The organism is Pseudomonas sp. YY-1 (assembly GCF_002843095.1).
GTDB classification, from domain to species: Bacteria; Pseudomonadota; Gammaproteobacteria; order Pseudomonadales; family Pseudomonadaceae; genus Aquipseudomonas; species Aquipseudomonas sediminis_A.
This window is the reverse complement of the sequence record NZ_PJLX01000016.1, coordinates 108,205-127,899: the sequence shown is the minus strand read 5'-3', so window position 1 is coordinate 127,899 and position 19,695 is coordinate 108,205. Positions and strand designations below refer to the sequence as shown.

16 protein-coding genes are annotated in these 19,695 nt (G+C 62.0%); 11 read left to right on the top strand and 5 right to left on the bottom strand.

The features are described from left to right. Both CXP40_RS20295 and CXP40_RS20290 read left to right on the top strand, forming a co-directional pair. Positions 1-266 (top strand): TRAP transporter large permease subunit (locus CXP40_RS20295; RefSeq protein WP_157831701.1); only part of this gene is annotated, 266 nt, incomplete at its 5' end. Between the two features lie 195 nt (positions 267-461). Next, positions 462-1,133 (top strand): DUF502 domain-containing protein, encoded by a 672-nt coding sequence (locus CXP40_RS20290; protein ID WP_106735200.1) that lies wholly within the window; start codon positions 462-464, stop codon positions 1,131-1,133. Between the two features lie 137 nt (positions 1,134-1,270). Here the strand turns inward: CXP40_RS20290 and CXP40_RS20285 are convergent, their stop codons facing one another. Continuing rightward, complete coding sequence (locus tag CXP40_RS20285; protein WP_106735199.1) at positions 1,271-1,738, bottom strand: Lrp/AsnC family transcriptional regulator; 468 nt, start codon at positions 1,736-1,738, stop codon at positions 1,271-1,273. Positions 1,739-1,865: 127 nt separating this feature from the next. Here CXP40_RS20285 and CXP40_RS20280 point away from each other — a divergent pair, with 127 nt between their 5' ends. Next, positions 1,866-2,192, top strand: a complete 327-nt coding sequence (locus CXP40_RS20280) for a hypothetical protein (RefSeq protein ID WP_106735198.1) — start codon at positions 1,866-1,868, stop codon at positions 2,190-2,192. A gap of 123 nt (positions 2,193-2,315) precedes the next feature. Next, positions 2,316-4,100 carry a GspE/PulE family protein gene (locus tag CXP40_RS20275; protein ID WP_099526647.1) on the top strand — a complete coding sequence of 595 codons (1,785 nt, stop codon included), beginning with the start codon at positions 2,316-2,318 and terminating at the stop codon, positions 4,098-4,100. On the opposite strand, the gene CXP40_RS20270 is transcribed toward CXP40_RS20275, so the two are convergent. Next, a complete protein-coding gene (locus tag CXP40_RS20270; RefSeq protein ID WP_106735197.1) occupies positions 4,075-4,722 on the bottom strand; it encodes a murein L,D-transpeptidase catalytic domain family protein in 648 nt (215 codons plus the stop codon). The two genes, CXP40_RS20275 and CXP40_RS20270, sit on opposite strands and share 26 nt — an antisense overlap. Before the next feature lie 193 nt (positions 4,723-4,915). Between CXP40_RS20270 and CXP40_RS20265 the strand changes: the two genes are divergently transcribed. Then, positions 4,916-5,170, top strand: a complete 255-nt coding sequence (locus CXP40_RS20265) for an NfeD family protein (protein ID WP_106735196.1) — start codon at positions 4,916-4,918, stop codon at positions 5,168-5,170. An 88-nt stretch (positions 5,171-5,258) separates the two neighbouring features. Beyond that, positions 5,259-5,588 (top strand): DUF2388 domain-containing protein, encoded by a 330-nt coding sequence (locus CXP40_RS20260; RefSeq protein WP_106735195.1) that lies wholly within the window; start codon positions 5,259-5,261, stop codon positions 5,586-5,588. A 105-nt stretch (positions 5,589-5,693) separates the two neighbouring features. Here the strand turns inward: CXP40_RS20260 and CXP40_RS20255 are convergent, their stop codons facing one another. From CXP40_RS20255 to desA, 3 genes are all read right to left on the bottom strand, one after another. Continuing rightward, positions 5,694-7,028 carry an OprD family porin gene (locus CXP40_RS20255; RefSeq protein ID WP_106735194.1) on the bottom strand — a complete coding sequence of 445 codons (1,335 nt, stop codon included), beginning with the start codon at positions 7,026-7,028 and terminating at the stop codon, positions 5,694-5,696. Positions 7,029-7,452: 424 nt separating this feature from the next. Continuing rightward, positions 7,453-8,424, bottom strand: a complete 972-nt coding sequence (locus CXP40_RS20250) for a sensor domain-containing diguanylate cyclase (protein ID WP_106735193.1) — start codon at positions 8,422-8,424, stop codon at positions 7,453-7,455. A gap of 111 nt (positions 8,425-8,535) precedes the next feature. Beyond that, positions 8,536-9,726, bottom strand: a complete 1,191-nt coding sequence (gene desA / locus CXP40_RS20245; RefSeq protein ID WP_099526652.1) for a delta-9 fatty acid desaturase DesA — start codon at positions 9,724-9,726, stop codon at positions 8,536-8,538. A gap of 169 nt (positions 9,727-9,895) precedes the next feature. On the opposite strand from desA, the gene dibA reads away from it, so the two are divergent. The 5 genes from dibA to CXP40_RS20220 all read left to right on the top strand — a co-directional run bounded on the left by dibA (position 9,896) and on the right by CXP40_RS20220 (position 19,623). Continuing rightward, positions 9,896-12,196: a phosphodiesterase DibA gene (gene dibA, locus CXP40_RS20240; protein ID WP_106735192.1), complete on the top strand. Its 2,301-nt coding sequence runs from the start codon at positions 9,896-9,898 to the stop codon at positions 12,194-12,196. A 2-nt stretch (positions 12,197-12,198) separates the two neighbouring features. Continuing rightward, positions 12,199-13,335, top strand: coding sequence for an HDOD domain-containing protein (locus CXP40_RS20235; RefSeq protein ID WP_106735191.1), 1,137 nt, complete (start codon positions 12,199-12,201; stop codon positions 13,333-13,335). After that, a complete protein-coding gene (locus CXP40_RS20230; protein ID WP_106735190.1) occupies positions 13,332-17,495 on the top strand; it encodes a PAS domain S-box protein in 4,164 nt (1,387 codons plus the stop codon). The genes CXP40_RS20235 and CXP40_RS20230 overlap by 4 nt, the downstream gene beginning before the upstream one ends. Before the next feature lie 66 nt (positions 17,496-17,561). Continuing rightward, positions 17,562-17,948 carry a response regulator gene (locus CXP40_RS20225; RefSeq protein WP_099526655.1) on the top strand — a complete coding sequence of 129 codons (387 nt, stop codon included), beginning with the start codon at positions 17,562-17,564 and terminating at the stop codon, positions 17,946-17,948. Then, positions 17,941-19,623 carry a diguanylate cyclase domain-containing protein gene (locus CXP40_RS20220; RefSeq protein WP_106735189.1) on the top strand — a complete coding sequence of 561 codons (1,683 nt, stop codon included), beginning with the start codon at positions 17,941-17,943 and terminating at the stop codon, positions 19,621-19,623. The genes CXP40_RS20225 and CXP40_RS20220 overlap by 8 nt, the downstream gene beginning before the upstream one ends. The last annotated feature ends 72 nt before the right edge of the window (positions 19,624-19,695 follow it).

Sequence of the window (19,695 nt, the reverse complement as noted above, 5' to 3'; positions counted from 1 at the left end):
TGGCGCCGATCCTGTTCCCGATCGCCATGCAGTTGGGTATCGACCCGATCCACCTGGGCATCATCATGGTGGTGAACATGGAGATCGGCTTGATCACGCCGCCGGTGGGCCTGAACCTGTTCGTCACCTCGGCGGTGACGGGGATGCCACTGACCGCGGTGATCCGCGCGGCGATGCCGTGGCTGATGCTGCTGCTGAGCTTCCTGGTGATCATCACCTATGTACCTGCGGTGTCCCTGGCCTTGCCAAATATGCTTGGCATGTAACGGTTCGACCAAACGCTACTACTTCGGTACCTTGTGTACCCACTACGCCCGGCCTTAGTGCCGGGCTTTTTTTGTTCGAAACAATCTGACGAAAAGTGCTGTAGCCATTTCGCCGACCACGCACACGGGCAAGACTGCCCAGAATTGCCGTGCCTGGCGTAAAGTCACCGCCAAGATCGTCAAGGAAACCGCTACATGCTCAGACGCAGCCTGAAATCCGTCGTTACCACCTGGCTGACGGGTCTACTCGCGCTACTGCCGCTGGCACTGACCCTGGCATTGCTTGCCTGGATATTCAGCCTGCTCAATCGCCTGGTCGGACCTTCGACCCTGATCGGCCAATTGTTCGCAGCCCTCGGCCAACCCTTCTCCAGCAATAGTTATCTGGCTTACATGCTGGGCAGTCTGGTGCTGCTGGCCAGCCTCTACCCACTTGGCCTGGCGGTACAACTGGGCTTGCGCCGCCCGCTGTCCTGGCTGATCGACCGCACCCTGCGGCGTACCCCGCTGATCGGCAATTTCTACAACCTGGCTGATCGATTCGTTGGCCTGCTGGACAAGAGCAAGAACCCCGATATCACCACCATGGCACCGGTCTGGTGCTTCTTCGGCGGCGACGGCGCAGCGGTGCTCGCCCTGCGCCCGAGTTCGGAAAGCGTCGAACTGGAGGGCCGCGCCTACTGCGCCATCCTCATCCCCACCGCGCCGATTCCGGTCGGTGGCGGCCTGCTTTACGTACCAGAAGAATGGATACGCCCTGCCGACATGGGCGTCGATCAACTGACCAGCATCTATGTGTCCATGGGGCTCACGCCACCCAGCAGGCGCAACGTCGAGCAATCGCCGCCAGTGGTGATCAAACCCTGAATATGTCCTGCGTCACTCCCGCGCAGGCGGGAGCCCAGGAAATTCGAAGGCTCGAGATCTACAGGCCAGCGCAAGCGCTGTTCAGCGATAGGGCTGCTGTCCCGCCTGCGCGGGCATGACAGCTTTTTCAGTGTTTCCTAGGCAAGCGGCAAACTGGTGGTGGACTTGATCTCCGATAACGCCACGATCGAGTTCACCTCCTGGATCCCTGGTACCAGCGACAGCTTCTCGAAGAAGAAGCGCTCATAGGCCTCGATATCGCGGGTGACGATGCGCAGCATGAAGTCCACCGCGCCCATCAGCACGTGACACTCCAGCACCTCGGGAAACTCGCGCATGGCTTCGGCGAACTCGGTCAGGTTGGAGCGCCCGTGGGCGTTGAGTTTGACCTGGGCGAACACCTGCGTATGCAGGCCGATGCGCTTGCGATCGAGCAGGGTCACCTGTTTGCGAATCACCCCTTCCTCCTTGAGCCGCTGGATACGTCGCCAGCAGGGCGACTGCGACAGACCGATGCGCTCGGCGATCTCCGCCGTGGAGAGGCCTGCATCCTCCTGTAGCAAAGCAAGAATGCGTTGATCGTAGGCATCCAGCGTAATGGACATAAAAATTCCTCATCAGCCACTTATTCAGGTAAGTCTATCCACATAAACGCCATCAACACAGCAAACCAGGCAGAACTTTTGCCGAAATAAGGCGGAAACTTAGGCAAAACCTGCCTGAGCTGCCGCCATGCCTGATACCACGCCATTTCCGTCCGCCCATAATCGCCGCGATCCCTGGCAGGATCGCCCCAATGCTTGTGTCGAATACCAACTGCGCACCGACGCCGAGGCCGACGTCATGTGCCGGCTGCTCGGCCTGTTCGCGCAATTGCAGTTGCTCCCCGAAGCCCTGCACATGCAGCGCCTGCAAGATGACCTGCATATCAGCCTGCGCCTGCCCGGTATCTCGCTGCATCGAGCCGGCGTGCTGGCCCAGAAACTGCGCGGCCTGGTGTGCGTATGGGAGGTCACCTGGCAGCACCTGGATCACAACCTGGTGACGGAGGTGGCCTGAAGCGGGCGATCGATCACGTCGGGCACTTCGCCCTGGTGCCACTTTTCGGGCATCCTAGCTCGGCTAGAAGGTCGTTGAAGAACGACCTGCTACCCTTGTTCAGGCCGACCCAGAGGAGCCCGCATGTCCGCCTTCACCGCCACTGCCCCCGACCGTGTACTGGATCTTGGCGACCTGCTGCGCGAGCTGGTGGCCCAGGGCCGGGTGGATCAGGATGTAGCTGAGCAGTGCCTGGCGATCCGCCGCAGCTCACTGAACAACGCGCAGCATCCACTGGAGTTTCTGGCCGCGCAGCAGGTGGACGATCAGCAAAGGCCGGGCAAGAAGCTCGACCTGGAAACCCTCACCACCTGGCTGGCCAACTTCGCCGGGCAACCATACTTGCGCATCGACCCGCTGAAGATCGACGTGCCAGCCATCACCCCGCTGATGTCCTACGCCTTTGCTCAGCGCCACAAGATCCTCGCCGTGGCAGTGGACAGCGAAAGCGTCACCATCGCCAGCAGCCAGCCGCTGGTGCACAGCTGGGAAGCCAACCTGGTGCACGTGCTCAAGCGCCCGATCAAGCGCGTGGTAGCCAACCCCAGCGACATTCAGCGTTTCACCACCGAGTTCTATCGCCTGGCCCGCTCGGTCAGCGGCGCCACCGCCACCGACCAGAAGGTCAGCGGCGTCGGCAACTTCGAACAACTGCTCAGCCTCGGTGCCCAGGACCAGGAGCCGGACGCCAACGATGCGCACATCGTCAACATCGTCGACTGGCTGTTCCAGTACGCCTTCCAGCAACGCGCCAGCGATATCCATATCGAGCCGCGCCGCGAACAGGGCACCGTGCGCTTTCGCATCGACGGCGTGCTACACACCGTCTACCAGTTCCCCGCGCAGGTCACCATGGCAGTGGTCAGTCGCCTGAAGAACCTCGGCCGCATGAACATCGCCGAGAAGCGCAAACCGCAGGATGGCCGGGTCAAGACCAAGACCCCGGATGGCAACGAAGTGGAGTTGCGCCTATCTACCCTGCCAACCGCCTTCGGCGAGAAGATGGTGATGCGTATCTTCGACCCGGAAGTGTTGCTGAAAAGCCCGGATCAACTCGGGTTTTCCCCCGAGGACCTGCGCCGCTGGGCCAGCATGACTAGCCAGCCGAACGGCATCATCCTGGTTACAGGCCCCACCGGCTCGGGCAAGACCACCACGCTCTACACCACGCTCAAGCAGCTGGCGACCGAGGAGGTGAACGTCTGCACCATCGAAGACCCGATCGAGATGATCGAAGGCGCCTTCAACCAGATGCAGGTGCAGCACAACATCGATCTGAACTTCGCCAGCGGTGTGCGCGCGCTGATGCGCCAAGACCCCGACATCATCATGGTCGGCGAGATCCGCGACCTGGAAACCGCAGAAATGGCCATCCAGGCAGCGCTGACCGGTCACCTGGTGCTGTCCACCCTGCACACCAACGATGCCCCCAGCGCCATCACCCGCCTGCTCGAACTGGGCGTGCCGCACTACCTGCTCAAGGCCACCATCCTTGGCGTCATGGCCCAGCGCCTGGTGCGTACCCTGTGCCCGCACTGCAAGGCGCCCGTGCAACTGGACGAAGACACCTGGAACGGTCTGACCCGGCCCTGGAGCTCGCCGCCGCCGAGTCAGGCGCATCACGCCGTCGGCTGCCTGGAATGCCGCGAAACCGGCTACCGGGGTCGCGCTGGCGTCTACGAGATCATGCTGATCAACGATGCCATCAAGCCACTGATCAACGCTGACACCGACCTTACCGCCCTGCGCCGCGCCGCGTTCAAGGACGGCATGCGCAGCCTGCGTCTGTCCGGCGCGCAGAAGGTCGCTGCTGGGCTGACCACCATCGAGGAAGTGCTGCGCGTCACTCCACAGAGCGAGCAACGCTGACGCTCGCGCAATCTCGATAGCGCTCATCGCTTATCTGTGGATGCCAGGCGAACAGGTACTGGCCATCCTTGAGCTGATCCACCAGTACACCAATCACCTCCTGCTGCACCGCCGGACAGCCCAGGCTGCGCCCCATACGCCCATATCTCTGCGCCCATGTCGGCGCCACGTAATCAGCACCATGGATAACCAGCGCACGGGCACGCGCCTGATCATTGAGGCCGGGCTCCAGACCATCGAGGCGCAGCGAATGCCCATGCCGCCCCTTGTAGCTTTCAGCGCCACGAAAAAGACCGAGGCTGGACTGATTACTGCCAGGCTGATTGGAGAAATGCTCGGCAAACAATTCACCAGACTGGCGACCATGGGCCACGAACTCACGCTGCAGCAGACGCCCGTGCGTCAGATCGAAAACCCATAGGCGCCGCTCCAGCGAAGAGCGCGAGTAATCGATCACGGCTAACCGCCTGCCTTCACCCACACCTTCGCGCTCGGCGCACCGCAGCGCCCATAGTGTTTCTTGCAACGCACGCTGCTTCAACTGCGGCGCAGCACGGTGCAGGGCATTCAATAGCTCACCGGCCACCGTGCCCTGTCCAGCCAGCAACAGAGCGGTAAGCAAAAAACACCATCAGCGAACGCGTAAACATGCCCTGGATCCCACGGATGGCCTGGCATCTGCCCACCTTGCGAAGGGGTCGGCGGCAGAGCCCGGACGACTGTGCTTAGATTGATTGATCTGGCAATGGAGTCTATGCGATGCACACCGAAGGGCGATCAGCGAACAGTCTGAGTATGGGTAGCCGCGTCTTCCCATGATCACATACCTGCAACATCTGTCGTTCTGGGACTGGCTGGCCCTGGCCACCCTGCTGCTGATTCTCGAGGTGTTCGGCGCCGGAGGCTACTTGCTATGGATCGGCCTGGTGGCCGTCGCGGTCGGTGCACTGACTTATCTGTTCCCGGAGCTACCCTGGGTTTGGCAATTTCTGCTGTTCGGCGCACTGGCAATACTCTCGGCATTGCTCTGGTGGCGTCATCAGCAACGAATGCGCAAGCTCAGCAACTGATCGGCCTGGCAACCGGCCATCGCCTGTAAGGAACCACCAGCGGCTTGCGCGACTCCTAGGAGAGGAGCCACCCCTAAGGAGTTTCATCATGCGTGTAACGAGCCGTGCCGCACTGGCGTTCAGTGCCTTTCTGATCGCCCAGACCGCAGCAGCCGATGGCATGCTGCGCGACATTCTTTCGTCGGGCGCAACCACCGCCTCGACCTACCTGACCTTCAAGGATCGCAAGCTGGTCGCCGCGGCCGAAGAGGACGCGAGCAGCTTCGTCGCTAGTAACGGCGAAATCCGCGGCCCGCACCTGGAAGCCGCGATGCAGCAACTGCGCAGCGCCAACCCGCAGTTGCAGGAAGCCGACGACATGGCGCTGGCCAGCGCCATTCTCGCGACTTCGGCAGCACCAGCTGACACCCCACGCTGAGCCGTCACCAGCCGTCCATAAAAAATGCCCGCATCCATAGGATGCGGGCATTTTTGATTGGCTTTCGGGACTCAGGCCTTGGCAAGCCTCCCGAAAACTCTCGCCTTACATCAGCGGCAGGGTGTAGCTGACGATCAGGCGGTTCTGGTCGGCGTCGGTAGTGGCATTGCCGCGCAGCATGCCGTTACGCCAGCCCAGACCCAGACCTTTCAGGGCGCCGTCTTGGAACACGTAGTCCAGAGCGATGTCACGCTCCCACTCTTTGTTCTGCGAACCGTCGGCGCGCTGGATGTTGGTGCCCTTCAGGTAGGCTACCGAAGCTTTCAGACCCGGCACGCCGAGGCTGGCAAAGTCATAGCTGTACTGGCCAAAAGTGGTGCGCTCACCGGCACGGGTGAAGCTGTTGACCAAGCGGTCGGTCAGCAGATAAACGCTGGCGCCCGAAGAGCCTTCGACACCACCCTGGTTCAGCTGGACGAAGTTGCTATTCTCGGAAACACGCTGATAGCCCAGCATAAGCGCATGGCTCTGAAGGGTGTAGGTGAAGGCTGCGCTCCAGGTGTTGTTGTCGACCTCACCAGTGCCATCACCAAAGGTAGTGTTAGCTGTATAGCCTGCAGCACGCCCGGCCGCGCTGCCGTTCTTACCGTCGGATGTAGTGCGGAAATAGCGCAGATCGGTCTTCAGACTACCTTCACCCAGTGCCAAATTGTGGCCCAAGCCGGCGAAGTGCTGCTTGTAGAAATCGTCCAGATTCGCGTAGTAGTACTGGGCAGTCAGATCTTTGGTGACTTTCCAGTCCCCGCCGCCGAAGTAGAATTTGTTGGAGTCAGCCTGGCCAACAGTACGGCCATCGATCGACAAACTGGTGCTATTGCTCGAGGCACGGCCTACGGCGTGCTCAATCTGACCCGCGGTCAGGGTCAGGTTGTCGATCTCGTTGGAGGTGATCATGCCACCTTCGAACATCTGCGGCAGCAGGCGGCCATCGTTTGAAGTCAGGATCGGCAGCTTCGGCATCAGGGTACCGATGCGAGCCTCGGTCTTGGAGAAACGAACCTTCCCGGTCAGGCCGCCCTTGCTGAACTCATCAACAGCGCTGTTGTCGGTCTCACGAGGAAAAAGCTGGCCCGGGGTGCGATCCCGACCGGCCTTATCGCTGCGACCACCGCCATCAAGACGCACGCCCAGCATACCTACAGCATCGACGCCAAAACCAACGGTACCTTCAGTGAAACCAGACTGATAGTTAAGAATAAAGCCCTGGCCCCACTCACGAGCGGCACCATCGTTATTGGTGGTGTTCTTAACGTCGTTATCGAAGTAGAAGTTACGCATGGTCAGGCTGGCTTTGCTGTCACCGATGAAATCGGCGAAGGCGACTTGGCTCAGGCCCAGGGTGCTGGCGGCTACGGCCAGTGCCAGGGAGGTCTTTCTCATTATGTTTCTCTCCAGTGTGTTTAAGGTGACGCATCGTCCGGCGCAGACTTCGGCACGAAGAGGCAGGCCGGAACGAATAGGGCACACACGCCCATGAGCCATGGCACGGCAAAGCCGGGCTCGAATGGGCGCATGAAAAATTCAAGAAGAACGAAGAAACGGCGAACGCAGCGGGACGGCCGGAATGAGGCGGGCAGAGTGGCGCATGGTGAGTGCTCTCGTCGTTGTTATTGTGCGCCGACATCCTAGCCGGCATCTTTCGGGGCCTATGCAGATAGCGCGCCAGCTTGGCAAAGTCGGCGCACAAGGCTTCTAGAACAGTAGGTTACATTTTTTCGACAAGTCGGTGGCTAACCGATGACAGCACATGATCGGCAATTTTCCGCCCATGAGAACCAGGTCTCAGGCGGAAAATCGCCAACCATCACCCTAGCACGATCTGATTCTTGCCTTGGCGCTTGGCCATGTACATCGCTGCATCGGCACGAGCGTAGAGCGCATCGAGGCTGACATCAGTGGCCAGCAGGCTGGTCAGCCCCTGACTGACTGTAATGCCGAAGTGCTGACCTTCATGCTGGAAACCGAGGCGTTGCACCTCACGCTGCAGCCGTTCAGCCACCTGCAATGCCACATCCTGCTCACAGCCGGGGAAAAGCGCCGCGAACTCCTCACCACCGATACGCCCGAACAGATCACCGCGTCTCAAGGCGTTGCTGCCGCACTGCGCCAAGCGCCGCAACACCTCATCGCCGATCTGGTGGCCGTACTGGTCATTGATCTTCTTGAAGTCATCGAGATCGAGCAGCAGGAAGGCCAGCGGGCTGCCGAACTTGCGCGCGTGCTCGAACTCACGGCGAGCACATTCGAAGAAGTGCCGCCGGTTGCTGCTCTGGGTCAGCACATCTGTGGTTGCCAGGCGATGCAACTCGCCCTCCAGTCGCTTCTTCTCGGTGATGTCTTCAGCAATACCGACGATCACATGCCCCTGCTCGGTGCCCAGCCGGGGGCTGACGAAACACTTGTCGCTGAGCCAGCGCAATTGGCCATCGGCGCGAATGATGCGGTACTCACGCGACTCCACCGCGCCAGTTTCCAGTACCTTGGCCAGGCTTTCAGCGGCGTAGTCGATATCGTCGGGATAGATGCTGTTGCGCCACTCGCCATAGTCGGCCAACAGTAGCGCGGCAGAACGGCCAAAGATTCGCTCATAAGCAGGACTGACATAAATCATCCGCTGCTCGCTCCAGTCGAAGGCCCAGAGCACGGCATTGACGCTGCCAAGCAAGCTACTGAACAGCTGCTCGCGAACACCCAGACGCTCTACTTCGGCACGACTGTGCAGTAGAGCCAAGGTCAGTTCTTCCAACTCGGAAACAGCCTTGCCTTGATCGTCCATTACAGCGGCCATCCGTCCTTCGCCTCGCATTGAAATTGAGCATAGTGCGAGCCGTTGGACAAACACAAAGGCCCGCCAGTTCGGCGGGCCTTTGCTTGTAACGAGCGGCGGTCAGGCAGTCGCGCTGGACGGTCGCAACGAGTAGGTCTTGAGCTGCTCGGCGAATTCACGCAGCGACTGGATGCCGCTGGCCTCGGCCTCGTGGACCCACTGTTTCATGGCTTCGAGCATGTCGTGGCCGTTGCTGCTGGTCTTGACCCAGATTTGCTGCAGCGCCAGGCGCTTCTCGTAGATCACCTTCAGTGCCTGACTTTGCGCCAGCATATCGGCGATGTGCGCATGATGCTGCTCTTCCAGCAGGCTCGGTTCACGCGACAAGAGGCGTTTTGCCCGACGGAAAAGGTGACGAACGGACTCGTCGGCCTTGGCCACTTCCTGCTTGACCAACGGCACGATCACCAACTTGCGGTATTGCGCCATGATCTGGAAACGGTTGTTGAGGATGGCCATGGCAGTGTCCATGTCCAGACTGGCCTTGCCCTCGACCCGATGCGCAATCGGCGCCACGCGCTGCACCTTCGCCAGGCCGAGGAAGCTGAACAGCTTGATCCAGGCCCAACCCATGTCGAACTCCCACTTCTTCACTGACAGCTTGGCGCTGTTAGGGTAAGTGTGATGGTTGTTGTGCAGCTCCTCACCGCCGATCAGGATGCCCCAGGGCACCAGATTGGTGGCAGCGTCGCGGCATTCGAAGTTGCGATAGCCGACAGCATGACCAAGACCGTTGATGACACCTGCAGCCCATACCGGAATCCACATCATCTGGATCGCCCAGACAGTCATGCCGAGTACGCCGAACAGCGCCAGGTCAATGATCGCCATCAATGTCACGCCGCCAATCGGATAACGGCTGTAAACATTACGCTCGATCCAGTCATCCGGGCAGTTCTTGCCGTAGATGCGCAGCGTTTCCTGATTCTTCGCCTCTTCCTGATAGAGTTCGGCACCTTTACGCAGCACGGTGCTCAGCCCTTTGATGACCGGGCTATGCGGGTCGTCGACGGTTTCGCACTTGGCGTGATGTTTACGGTGAATCGCGGTCCACTCGCGGGTGTTCTGGCCCGTGGTCAACCACAGCCAGAAACGGAAGAAATGCTTGAGCGCGGGGTGCAGTTCCAGTGCACGGTGCGCAGAGTAGCGGTGCAGATAGACAGTCACGCTGACGATGGTCACGTGTGTCATCAGCAAAGTCGCAGCCACCAGCTGCCAGACCGACAGGTCGAGTAAACCGTTGTACCACATGGGCGCTGTTGCCTCTTGAAGGGGGAACACGGTTTGTCCTACAAGGACGAACCTGATCACATTATCCCTGACCCATGCCAGAAAACCAGTTGGTCTTTTAGATGAGAATGTTTCAGTCCCACCCCCATCTATACTGACCCGCATTTACAGGGAGCGTAGTAGCCTACCCATGCGTATCGACACCGACGCCTTGCGTCTGACTCTGGGCTATCTGTTGCTGGCCTGCCTCTGGATACTGCTGAGCGACCAACTGCTGACCGCCCTCGGCCTGTCCGTGGCGCAACTGGAGCGCTTGCAATCTCTCAAGGGCCTGCTATTCGTCGCGCTCACCAGTTCACTGCTTTATCTGGTGCTACACCGTCACGCTCAACAACATCGACGCGCACGCCTGGCGCTGGCCGGCAACGAGGAGCGCCTGCGCCTGGCGCTGGATGCCACGCGCGACGGCCTGTGGGATTGGGACGTGACCAACCGCCGAGTGTTCTTCTCCGAGGGCTACGCCAGACTGCTGGGCCTTACCCCGCAAACCCTGGGCAGCACCCGCGAAGATTGGGCCGCACGCCTGCATCCGGATGACGTGGAGCGCGCGCTGCATGCGCTCAACGCCGAGTTGAGCGAGCAGCCCTACGAAAACATCTACCGCCTGCGCCACGCCGACGGCAGCTATCGCTGGATTCATTCACGCGGCCGCCTGCTGCGTGACGAGAAAGGCCAACCGCAGCGCTTCATCGGTATCGCCAGCGACATCACCCAGCAACGCGCCACCGACGATAGCCTGCGCCAGGCCGCTGCGGTGTTCGATGCGACTCAGGAAGGGGTATTGGTCACCGATGCCGAACAGAGCATCGTGCACGTCAACCCGGCCTTCAGCCGCATCACCGGCTACAGCAGCGAGGAAATCCTCGGCCAGCACCCCAGCCTGCTCAAGTCCGGCCGCCATGACACAGCCTTCTATCAGAGCCTGTGGCACGCACTGCAGAACCGTGGAGCCTGGAGTGGCGAAGTGTGGAACCGGCGCAAAAGTGGGGAAATTTATCCGCAGTGGCAGTGCATCCGCGTTATTCACGATGAACAGGGGCGCATCAGCCACTATGTGGCGGTGTTCTCCGACATCACCGCACTCAAGCGCTCGCAACGCGAGCTGGACTACCTGGCCCACCACGATCCGCTGAGCAACCTGCCCAACCGCCTGCTGTTCACCGAGCGCGTCGCTCATGCGCTGGAGCGCAGCAAGATCGAGGAGCTTCGCGGCGCAGTACTGCTGATCGATCTGGATCACTTCAAGCACATCAATGAAAGCCTCGGCCACAACGTCGGTGATCTGTTGCTCAAGGCCGTTGGCGAGCGTTTGCAGCAAGGTTTACCCACTGGCACCACCCTAGCCCGGCTAGGCGGCGACGAGTTCGGCCTACTCAGCGAAAACTGCGCCGACGCAGCCCAGGCAGCCGAACTTGCACAAAGCCTGCTGCGCAGCCTGGAAACATCCTTTCGTCTCGGCGGCCACGAGCTCTACATCGGCGCCAGCATCGGCATCAGCCTGTTCCCCGAAGATGCCGACAGCGTCGAGCAAATCCTGCGTAACGCCGACTCGGCGCTGTTCAAGGCCAAGAGCAGCGGTCGCGAAGGCTATGCCTTCTACGTGCAGGAGCTGACCGACTACGCCCGGCAGCGCGTGGAACTGGCCAGCAGCCTGCGTCATGCGTTGGACAACGACGAGCTGCGCGTGTACTACCAGCCGCTACACGACCTGCGTGACGGCCGCCAGGTAGGCATGGAGGCGCTGGTGCGCTGGCAACACCCGCAACGCGGGCTGGTGCCCCCAGGCGAATTCATCCCGATTGCCGAGGACAACGGCATGATCGGCGCCATCGACGCCTGGGTTCTGGAGCAGGCCTGCCGCCAGATGATGCGCTGGAACGCCGAAGGTCGTGCACTGAGCTTCGTTGCGGTGAACGTCTCCAGCCGCCTGTTCAGTCGCGGTGAACTCGATATGAAAGTGGCGCAGGTACTGGCAGAAACAGGCCTGCCGCCTGAGCAGCTGGAGCTGGAGGTCACCGAGAGCGCGATCATGGAAGACCCGGATGCAGCGCAGAAACTGCTCATCAGTCTGCGTGCCCTGGGCGTACGCCTGGCCATCGACGACTTCGGAACCGGTTATAGCTCTCTGGCGCGCCTCAAGCGTCTGCCCGTGGACAAGCTCAAGCTCGATCAGAGCTTCGTGCGCGGCCTGCCCAACGACGCTGAAGACGCCGCCATCGCTCGTGCCGTGATCGCACTGGGCAAAAGCCTGGGCCTCAAGGTCCTTGCCGAAGGTATCGAACAACCAGCCCAGGCCGACTTTCTGCGTGAGCTAGGCTGCAACTATGGTCAGGGCTATCACTTCGGTCGCCCACAGCCGGTGCCCGTCAACCCCGTTGACGCCAACACCCCGGGCGAAACGCAGGACAGCCACCCCAGCACCAGGAACTGAGCATGCGCGTGCTGATTCTCGAAGACGATCCCTGGATAGCCGACCTGCTCAAACAGATCGTCCTCAGCCTGTGCCCGAGTGCCAAGGTCGACTGTCAGAGTCGCGTCGTCGATGCCCTGGCAGCCTGGAAGCGGCAGCCGGCCCAGTTGGTCATCAGCGACTGGCACCTGCCCGACGGTAACGGCATCCAGTTGCTGGAAGCGGTGCGTCAACGCAGCCAGGAGATTCCGCTGGTCATGGTCACAGCCCGCGCCGACCGCGATAGCGTGCTAGCCATACGCCCATTGAATATCAGCGCCTTCATCAGCAAACCCTTTCAGGTGCCCAAGGTGGTTGCCAGCCTGCAGCCGCTATTGGCGAATGCCCAGATCATCGCCGGTGAAATCGACACCGTCGGGGATTTTCTCCAGCAACTTGCAAGCCTGACCGATGACGCACTCGAACTGCCGCTGCGTGAATCCCTGTACCAGCGTCTGCGCGATGTGCCTCAACCCTTCGATAACCTGCAACAGCTTGGCGACCTCTGGCAGAACGACCCAGCCGTTCACGCGCGGTTGATCGCAGCCGCCAACAGTGGCAACTACAACAGCGCCGGGCAGCCCTGCGTCACCCTCAACGAAGCCTTGCAACGCCTCGGCCAGGCCACTGCCGTTAACCTGGTTCAAGGCCTCGCGCTTCGGCCGCAGGCGGTACTGAGCGACCCCGAGCTGCAGCGCCAGGGCGATGCGCATTTCGTTCATGCCCTGCGCCTGCGCCAGCGTATTGCTGAGCTGGCGCGTAGCAGCCGGGTTGATCCGGCGCCGCTGCACAGCGCCGCACTGCTACAGCGTATGGGCGAACTGGCCCTGCTGGATCAGGCGCAACGCTGGCGCAGTGCCGGCCGAGAGCTGGACGAGCAGACCCTGAACACCGCCCTACAACGTCATAGCAGCCAACTGGCCAATCGACTCAAGGCGCACTGGCGCCTGCCTATCGCACTGCGCGAGTTGATCGGTGCCTGCTACGCCCTGCCCCCAGGCAATACACGACGTGACACGGTGGTGATGCGCCTGGCCAGTGCCGAACTGCTGGGCGCCGAAGCGCCGGAAATCGACCGTCTTAGGCGTCTCGCTGGCCTGGCGCGGACAGGCGCACGATGACCACTAACCCACGGCCGATTGCCATTCGCTGGATCGTGATCGGCGGCAGTCTGTGTCTGGCGCTGTTCTTCGCCTTCCTCGGGCGCCAGGCACTGCACGAGCGTGAGGCGCTGTGGCAATTGCAGATGAACAAGCAGGCCGAGGCGCAACGTCTGGCACTGCAAAGCGTTCAGCACGGCCTGCGCGAGCGTGCACAGTTGCTGGCCGAGGCCATCGCCGCCGACGCCTGGGTAGCCGAGCTGGTGCGTCAGGCGTCGGTCCTGCCCAAAGATGACCAGGGCGGTCTGGCCAGCATCCGCAACCAGCTCTACACCCGCTTGGCGCCGCGCTGGCGCAACATGCAGGTGCACCGGCCGTTTCGCCTCTACGTCCATCTGCAAGACGACGCACGCATCCTGCTGCGGGTGCACGAGCCGCAGCGTTTTGGTGACACCCAGGAGGCCATGCGCCCGTTATTGCTGCAAGCGCTGCGTACTGGCGACAGTCGTGCAGAACTGAACCTTGCTAACAACAGCATCGGCATCCGTGCCGCGGCGCCGCTGCTGATCGATACGCAAAACGGTCAGCGCCAGGTCGGCGCCATCAGCGTGGCAATGGATGTGCTCGAGGATCTGCCGCAACTGGATCGGGACCTCGGCGCCGGCATCGCGCTATTACTCAACGCAGCGGCCGAGGTCGGTACGCAAGCCAATCACGCCCCCGCTTGGCGCCTGATCCAGCAGACACGTCCGCAGGCACAGATCTGGCTGCAAGCGGATCTTCTGCCCTCTCCCAGCGAGGGTAACAGCCAGCGCCTGCTGGAAGATGGCGGGCAACACTACCTGCTCAGCCAGCTGTCGATGGCAACCTCGCCACAACCCGGCGCTCCAGCCATGGCCACGGTGCTGACCTGGCGTGACGTCAGCGAACTCTATGCCGTGCATGAACGCGACAAACGCTGGCTGGTAGTCAAATGGCTGCTCGCCTGGTGCGGCGCCGAAGCCTTGCTGATGATCCTGCTACACGCGACACATCGCAGTACCCAGCGCCTGATGCAACGCCAACAGAGCGCGCTGCACGCACTCAACGAGATCTCTGCGCTATCGAGCCTGAGCAGCAAGGAACAGCTGCGCGAAGCGCTGCGCATGGGGGCCAACTATTTCGACATGCCGCTCGGCGTAATCGGCATGATTGACGCCGATCACTATCGCGTCCTGGTCCAGGTCTGTCCTGACACGCAGCTTGAGGACGGCCAGACCTTCGCCCTCAACGAAACCTACTGCAGCCTGGCCTACGCCCAGGACGACATTCTCAGTATCGAGCGCATGGCCAGCTCACCTTATCGAGAGCATGCCTGCTACGCCCGCTTCGCCCTGGAAAGCTATATCGGTACGGCGATCTGGGTCGATGGCCGCAGGGTCGGCACCCTGGCCTTCTGCGACCAGCACCCACGTGACCGTCAGTTCGACGAGAACGAGCGCGAATTCCTGCGCCTGTTCGCCCGCTGGGTCGGCGCCACCCTGGAGCGCGAGCAGCAGCAGCAGGCACGGCAAAACCTGCTCGAACGCCTTGCCAGCATCATCGAAGGCACCGACGTCGGCACCTGGGAGTGGAATGTGCAGAGCGGCGCCACCGTGTTCAACGAGCGCTGGGCGCAGATGCTCGGCTACCACCTCGAGGAACTGCAGCCCACCAGTGTCGAAACCTGGAAGCGCTTCTGTCACCCGGATGATCGCGAGCCCAGCGAACGCATGCTGCGACGCCACTTCGCTGGCGAGTTAGCCTTCTACGACCGGCAGATACGCATGCAGCACCGAGACGGGCGCTGGCTGTGGGTACAGGTGCGCGGCCGCCTCTCCAGCCGCGACGAGCAAGGCAGACCGCTGCTGATGTATGGCACCCACACGGACATCAGCGCAGCGCGGCAGCGCGAGGATGCGGTGATCGAGGCGCGAGCATTCCTGCAGACCGTGCTGGATTCGGCCAGCGGCGTTGCCATCATCGCCACCGATCCGAACGGCCTGGTCACCCTCTTCAACTCTGGCGCAGAGCGCCTGCTGGGCTATAGCAGCGACACCGTGATCGGCCAGATGACGCCCGAACGCTTCCATCTGCCCAGCGAAATCGACGCTCGGGCCCAGCAGCTCAGCATCAGTTGCGGGCATCCGGTCAGCGGCTTCCAGGTCTTCACTCACAACGTACGTAATGGCGAGTCGGAAACCCGCCAATGGACGTACGTGCACAAGGACGGCAGCCAGCGCCTGGTCAACCTCACCACCAACGCCATCTTCGACGCCAGCGGACAGATCACCGGTTTTCTCGGCATCGCCAGCGACATCAGTGCCCTGCAGCAGGCCACTCGCGCACTGCAGCAGAGCGAAAGTCGCTTCCGTGGCCTGGTCGCCAACCTGCCCGGCGTGGTCTATCGCTGCGCCAACGACAGCGACTGGAGCATGCGTTACGTCAGCGACGAGATTCTCAGCCTGACTGGCTACCCGCCCAGCGACTTCATCGACAATCGCGTGCGCAGCTTCTCCAGCATCGTCCATCCCGATGACCTGCCGATCACCTACCTCGCCAACGACAGCATCGCTCGCCAGGAAACCTTCGAGCTGACCTACCGCCTGCGTCATGCCGACGGCCACAGCGTCTGGGTGCGCGAGAAAGGTCGCGGCGAGCACGACGCCCAGGGGCGCCTGGTCTGGGTCGACGGTTTCATCTGGGACATCAGCGAGCGCAAGGTCATGGAAGACGACCTGCGCCTGAGCCAGCATCTGTTCAGCAGCGCCTTTACCACCGCGCCGCAGGGCATGGCGCTGGTGGCCATCGATGGACGCTGGCTGGAGGTCAACGACGAACTGTGCCGCATGCTCGGCTACAGCCGCGAGGAAATGCTCGCCCTCGATTTTCAGCGCATCACCCACCCCGACGACCTCGGTGCGGACCTGCGCAACGTCGACGACCTGCTGGCCGGGCGCATCAGCGCCTACCAGATGGAAAAGCGTTATCTGGACAAACAGGGTCAGGTGCTCTGGGTACTGCTCAGCAGCGCGCTGGTGCGCAACGCCCAAGGCCAGCCCGTGCATCTGGTCGCGCAGATCCAGGACTTCAGCGACCGGGTAGCCGCCGAGCGAGCGATTCGCGAACGCGAGCATTACCTGCGCACCCTGCTCGACAACGTCATCGATGCCATCGTCACTCTCGACGACGAGGGCCACATCGAGACCTTCAATCACGCGGCCGAACGCATCTTTGCCTACAGCCAGGCCGAGGTCGCCGGGCGCGACATCGCCACGCTGATTCCAGGCATGGCCAGTGACACCCTGCGCCAAGGCTGCGCCAGCGACCAGATTCGCGAGATGGAAGGCCTGCGCCTGGGCGGCGAACGCTTCCCGCTGGAACTGGCGATGTCGCAAATCAGCCACCAGGGCCAGGTGCGCTTCATCGCGGTGATTCGTGACATCGCCGAACGCAAACGCATCGAGCAGATGAAGAACGAGTTCGTCTCCACCGTCAGCCACGAACTGCGCACACCGCTGACCGCCATCGCCGGCTCGCTGGGCCTCATCAACGGTGGCGCACTCGGCGCCGTGCCGCAGGCCATGGCGCACATGCTGAGCATCGCCGAAGCCAACAGCCAGCGCCTGAGCGCGCTGATCAATGACCTGCTGGACATGGAAAAGCTGGTCGCCGGCAAGATGCATTTCGACCTCCAGCGCAGGCCACTCAAACCACTGCTGGAACTGGCACTGCTGCATAACCAGCCGTATGCCGACCAGCATCAGGTGCGCCTCGAACTGCACGCAGAGCATGATGTCGAAGTCCGGGTCGATACCCAGCGCCTGGCCCAAGTGCTGGCCAATCTGCTGTCCAACGCCGCCAAGTTCTCACCGGCAGGGGCCGTGGTGCAGGTCAGCCTGGAGACAATGGCTGACAAGCTGCGAGTCAGCGTGCGCGATCATGGCCCGGGTATCCCCGCGGCATTCCATTCGCGCATCTTCGCCAAGTTCTCTCAGGCCGACGCCGGCGATACCCGGCAGAAAGGCGGCACCGGCCTGGGTCTGGCGATCTGCAAGGAAATCATCGAGCGCATGCACGGGCGTATCGGTTTCCACTCGGTGCCTGGCCAGGGCGCGACCTTCTGGTTCGAACTGCCGCGCGTCGATGAAAGCGAGACATGACGCCTACGCAAGGCCAACAAAGCTGTACCACACTGCAGATAGCAGCCAACGGCCGGGGAGACCGTGATGACTGAGCTCAAACGCATCCTGCATGTCGAGGACGATCCCTCGATCCAGGCCGTGGCCAAGGTCGCGCTGGAGGCCGTCGGCGGCTTTCAGGTATTGAGCTGTGCCAGTGGCCAGGAGGCGCTCGACCAGGTGCAGGGCTTCGCGCCGGATTTCATTCTGCTCGACGTGATGATGCCCGGCATGGATGGGCCCAAGACCCTGGAGCTGATTGGCCAGCTGGTCGATACCGCACGCATTCCGGTGGCCTTCATGACCGCCAAGGTGCAGCCTGACGAGGTCGCCCACTACCACAGCCTCGGCGCCCATGGCGTGATCATCAAACCATTCGACCCGATGCAGCTCGCCGCTCAGGTACGGCAGATCTGGAACCAGCGCAATGGATAAACACGAAGGCAGCGCCATCCCGCAGGCGCTGCAACAACACTTGCAACAGCTTGGTCAGCAATTCAGTGAACGCCTGAGCCAGGAGCTGCCCCAGCTGGCGCAACAGGCAAGGCAACTGCTGGACGCCGATGAAGCCGAGCGCACGCGTCTGCTGCAGGAGCTGCGTCATCAGCTGCACCGCCTGGCCGGCAGTGCCGGCACCTTCGGCTTCAGCCAGCTTGGCCAGCAGGCGCGCGAACTGGAGCAGCATGCCGAGCGCTGGATGGAGCGCCTGCTGCGCCAACAGCAGAGCCTCAACGAGTTCGTCACTGCCTTGCAGGCACTCGGCGAGCAGCCGACCAGCGCGGGGGCCATCACTGAACCGGTAGGCAAAGCGCGCAAGCTGCCGCGCCAGGAAGACGGCAGCCGCACCATCTACATCCTCGAAGGCGAAGCCGCGGTTGGCGAGAACATGCGCCAGACGCTGAGCAACTTCGGTTACCGCGCCGAGCATTTCAATTCCACCGCAGGGCTTGACGCCGCGCTGCAGCAGCACCTGCCCGACGCGCTGATCATCGACGCCAAGCTGCCCGGCGAAGCCAGTTGCGGTCTGGATTACGCCCACCAGTTGCGCGAACGCCTGGACGAACCACTGCCGCTGCTGGTGCTCACCGACCAGCAGGATGACTTCGCTACCCAGCTGCATGCGGTGCGCGCCGGCGCCATGGGCCTGTTCAGCAAGCCGGTGGACATCCCGCAGCTGGAAAGCCGCCTCGAACGCTGCTTCTCGCAACAGCACGGCGAACCCTACCGCGTGCTGATCGCCGACGACGACCAGGACCTGGCCAGCCGCTACAGCCTGGTGCTGCGTGATGCCGGCATGCTGGTGGAGATACTCAGCGAACCGGCGCGGATCTTCACCCACCTGCGCGATTTCAACCCCGAGGTGGTGCTACTCGACGTCAACATGCCGCACTGCACCGGCCCCGAACTGGCGCAGATCATCCGCTGCAATGACGACTGGCTACGCATCCCGATCATCTACCTGTCGGCGGAAACCGATATCGGCAAACAGATGAACGCGCTGATCAAGGCCGGCGACGACTTCGTCACCAAACCGATTTCCGACAATGCTCTAGTAGCTACCGTGTTCTCCCGCGCTCAGCGTGCACGCCTGCTCTCCGACGCCCTTGCGCGCGACAGCCTCACCGGCCTGCTCAAGCACGCCGACATCAAAGAGCAAGTGGCCATCGAACTGGAGCGCGCCCTGCGCAGCGGCGACCGCGCCAGCGTGGTGATGCTGGATATCGACCACTTCAAGCGGGTCAACGACGAGCACGGTCATGCGGCCGGCGACAACGTCATCCGCTCCCTGGCCAATCTGCTGCGCCAACGCCTGCGTCGGGTCGACAGCCTGGGCCGATACGGCGGCGAGGAATTTCTTGCGGTGCTGCCGGACTGCACACCGCAGCAGGCAGGTTTGATCATCGACGAGATTCGTCAGCGCTTCGCCGAGCTGCGCTTCATCGCCGATGGTGGCGAATTCTCCTGCACCCTGAGTGCCGGTATAGCCGGCACCGATGTGCACAGCGATGCCGAGCAACTGCGTGAGCATGCTGACAAGGCGCTATATGCCGCCAAGCACGGCGGGCGCAATCAGGTGCAGATAGCGGCGTCGGAAGAACATCGCGGCTGAAGCCGCTCCTACGGAGCACAGATGCAACTGCAGGAGCGGCTTCAGCCGCGAAACTCTACGCTATTCAGGCGC

Bases quoted from the DNA above. Each gene is read 5' to 3' on its own strand.
- CXP40_RS20290 (WP_106735200.1), top strand. From the start codon at position 462: ATGCTCAGACGCAGCCTGAAATCCGTCGTTACCACCTGGCTGACGGGT.
- CXP40_RS20285 (WP_106735199.1), bottom strand. From the start codon at position 1,738: ATGTCCATTACGCTGGATGCCTACGATCAACGCATTCTTGCTTTGCTA.
- CXP40_RS20280 (WP_106735198.1), top strand. From the start codon at position 1,866: ATGCCTGATACCACGCCATTTCCGTCCGCCCATAATCGCCGCGATCCC.
- CXP40_RS20275 (WP_099526647.1), top strand. From the start codon at position 2,316: ATGTCCGCCTTCACCGCCACTGCCCCCGACCGTGTACTGGATCTTGGC.
- CXP40_RS20265 (WP_106735196.1), top strand. From the start codon at position 4,916: ATGATCACATACCTGCAACATCTGTCGTTCTGGGACTGGCTGGCCCTG.
- CXP40_RS20260 (WP_106735195.1), top strand. From the start codon at position 5,259: ATGCGTGTAACGAGCCGTGCCGCACTGGCGTTCAGTGCCTTTCTGATC.
- CXP40_RS20255 (WP_106735194.1), bottom strand. From the start codon at position 7,028: ATGAGAAAGACCTCCCTGGCACTGGCCGTAGCCGCCAGCACCCTGGGC.
- CXP40_RS20250 (WP_106735193.1), bottom strand. From the start codon at position 8,424: ATGGACGATCAAGGCAAGGCTGTTTCCGAGTTGGAAGAACTGACCTTG.
- desA (WP_099526652.1), bottom strand. From the start codon at position 9,726: ATGTGGTACAACGGTTTACTCGACCTGTCGGTCTGGCAGCTGGTGGCT.
- dibA (WP_106735192.1), top strand. From the start codon at position 9,896: ATGCGTATCGACACCGACGCCTTGCGTCTGACTCTGGGCTATCTGTTG.
- CXP40_RS20235 (WP_106735191.1), top strand. From the start codon at position 12,199: ATGCGCGTGCTGATTCTCGAAGACGATCCCTGGATAGCCGACCTGCTC.
- CXP40_RS20230 (WP_106735190.1), top strand. From the start codon at position 13,332: ATGACCACTAACCCACGGCCGATTGCCATTCGCTGGATCGTGATCGGC.
- CXP40_RS20225 (WP_099526655.1), top strand. From the start codon at position 17,562: ATGACTGAGCTCAAACGCATCCTGCATGTCGAGGACGATCCCTCGATC.
- CXP40_RS20220 (WP_106735189.1), top strand. From the start codon at position 17,941: ATGGATAAACACGAAGGCAGCGCCATCCCGCAGGCGCTGCAACAACAC.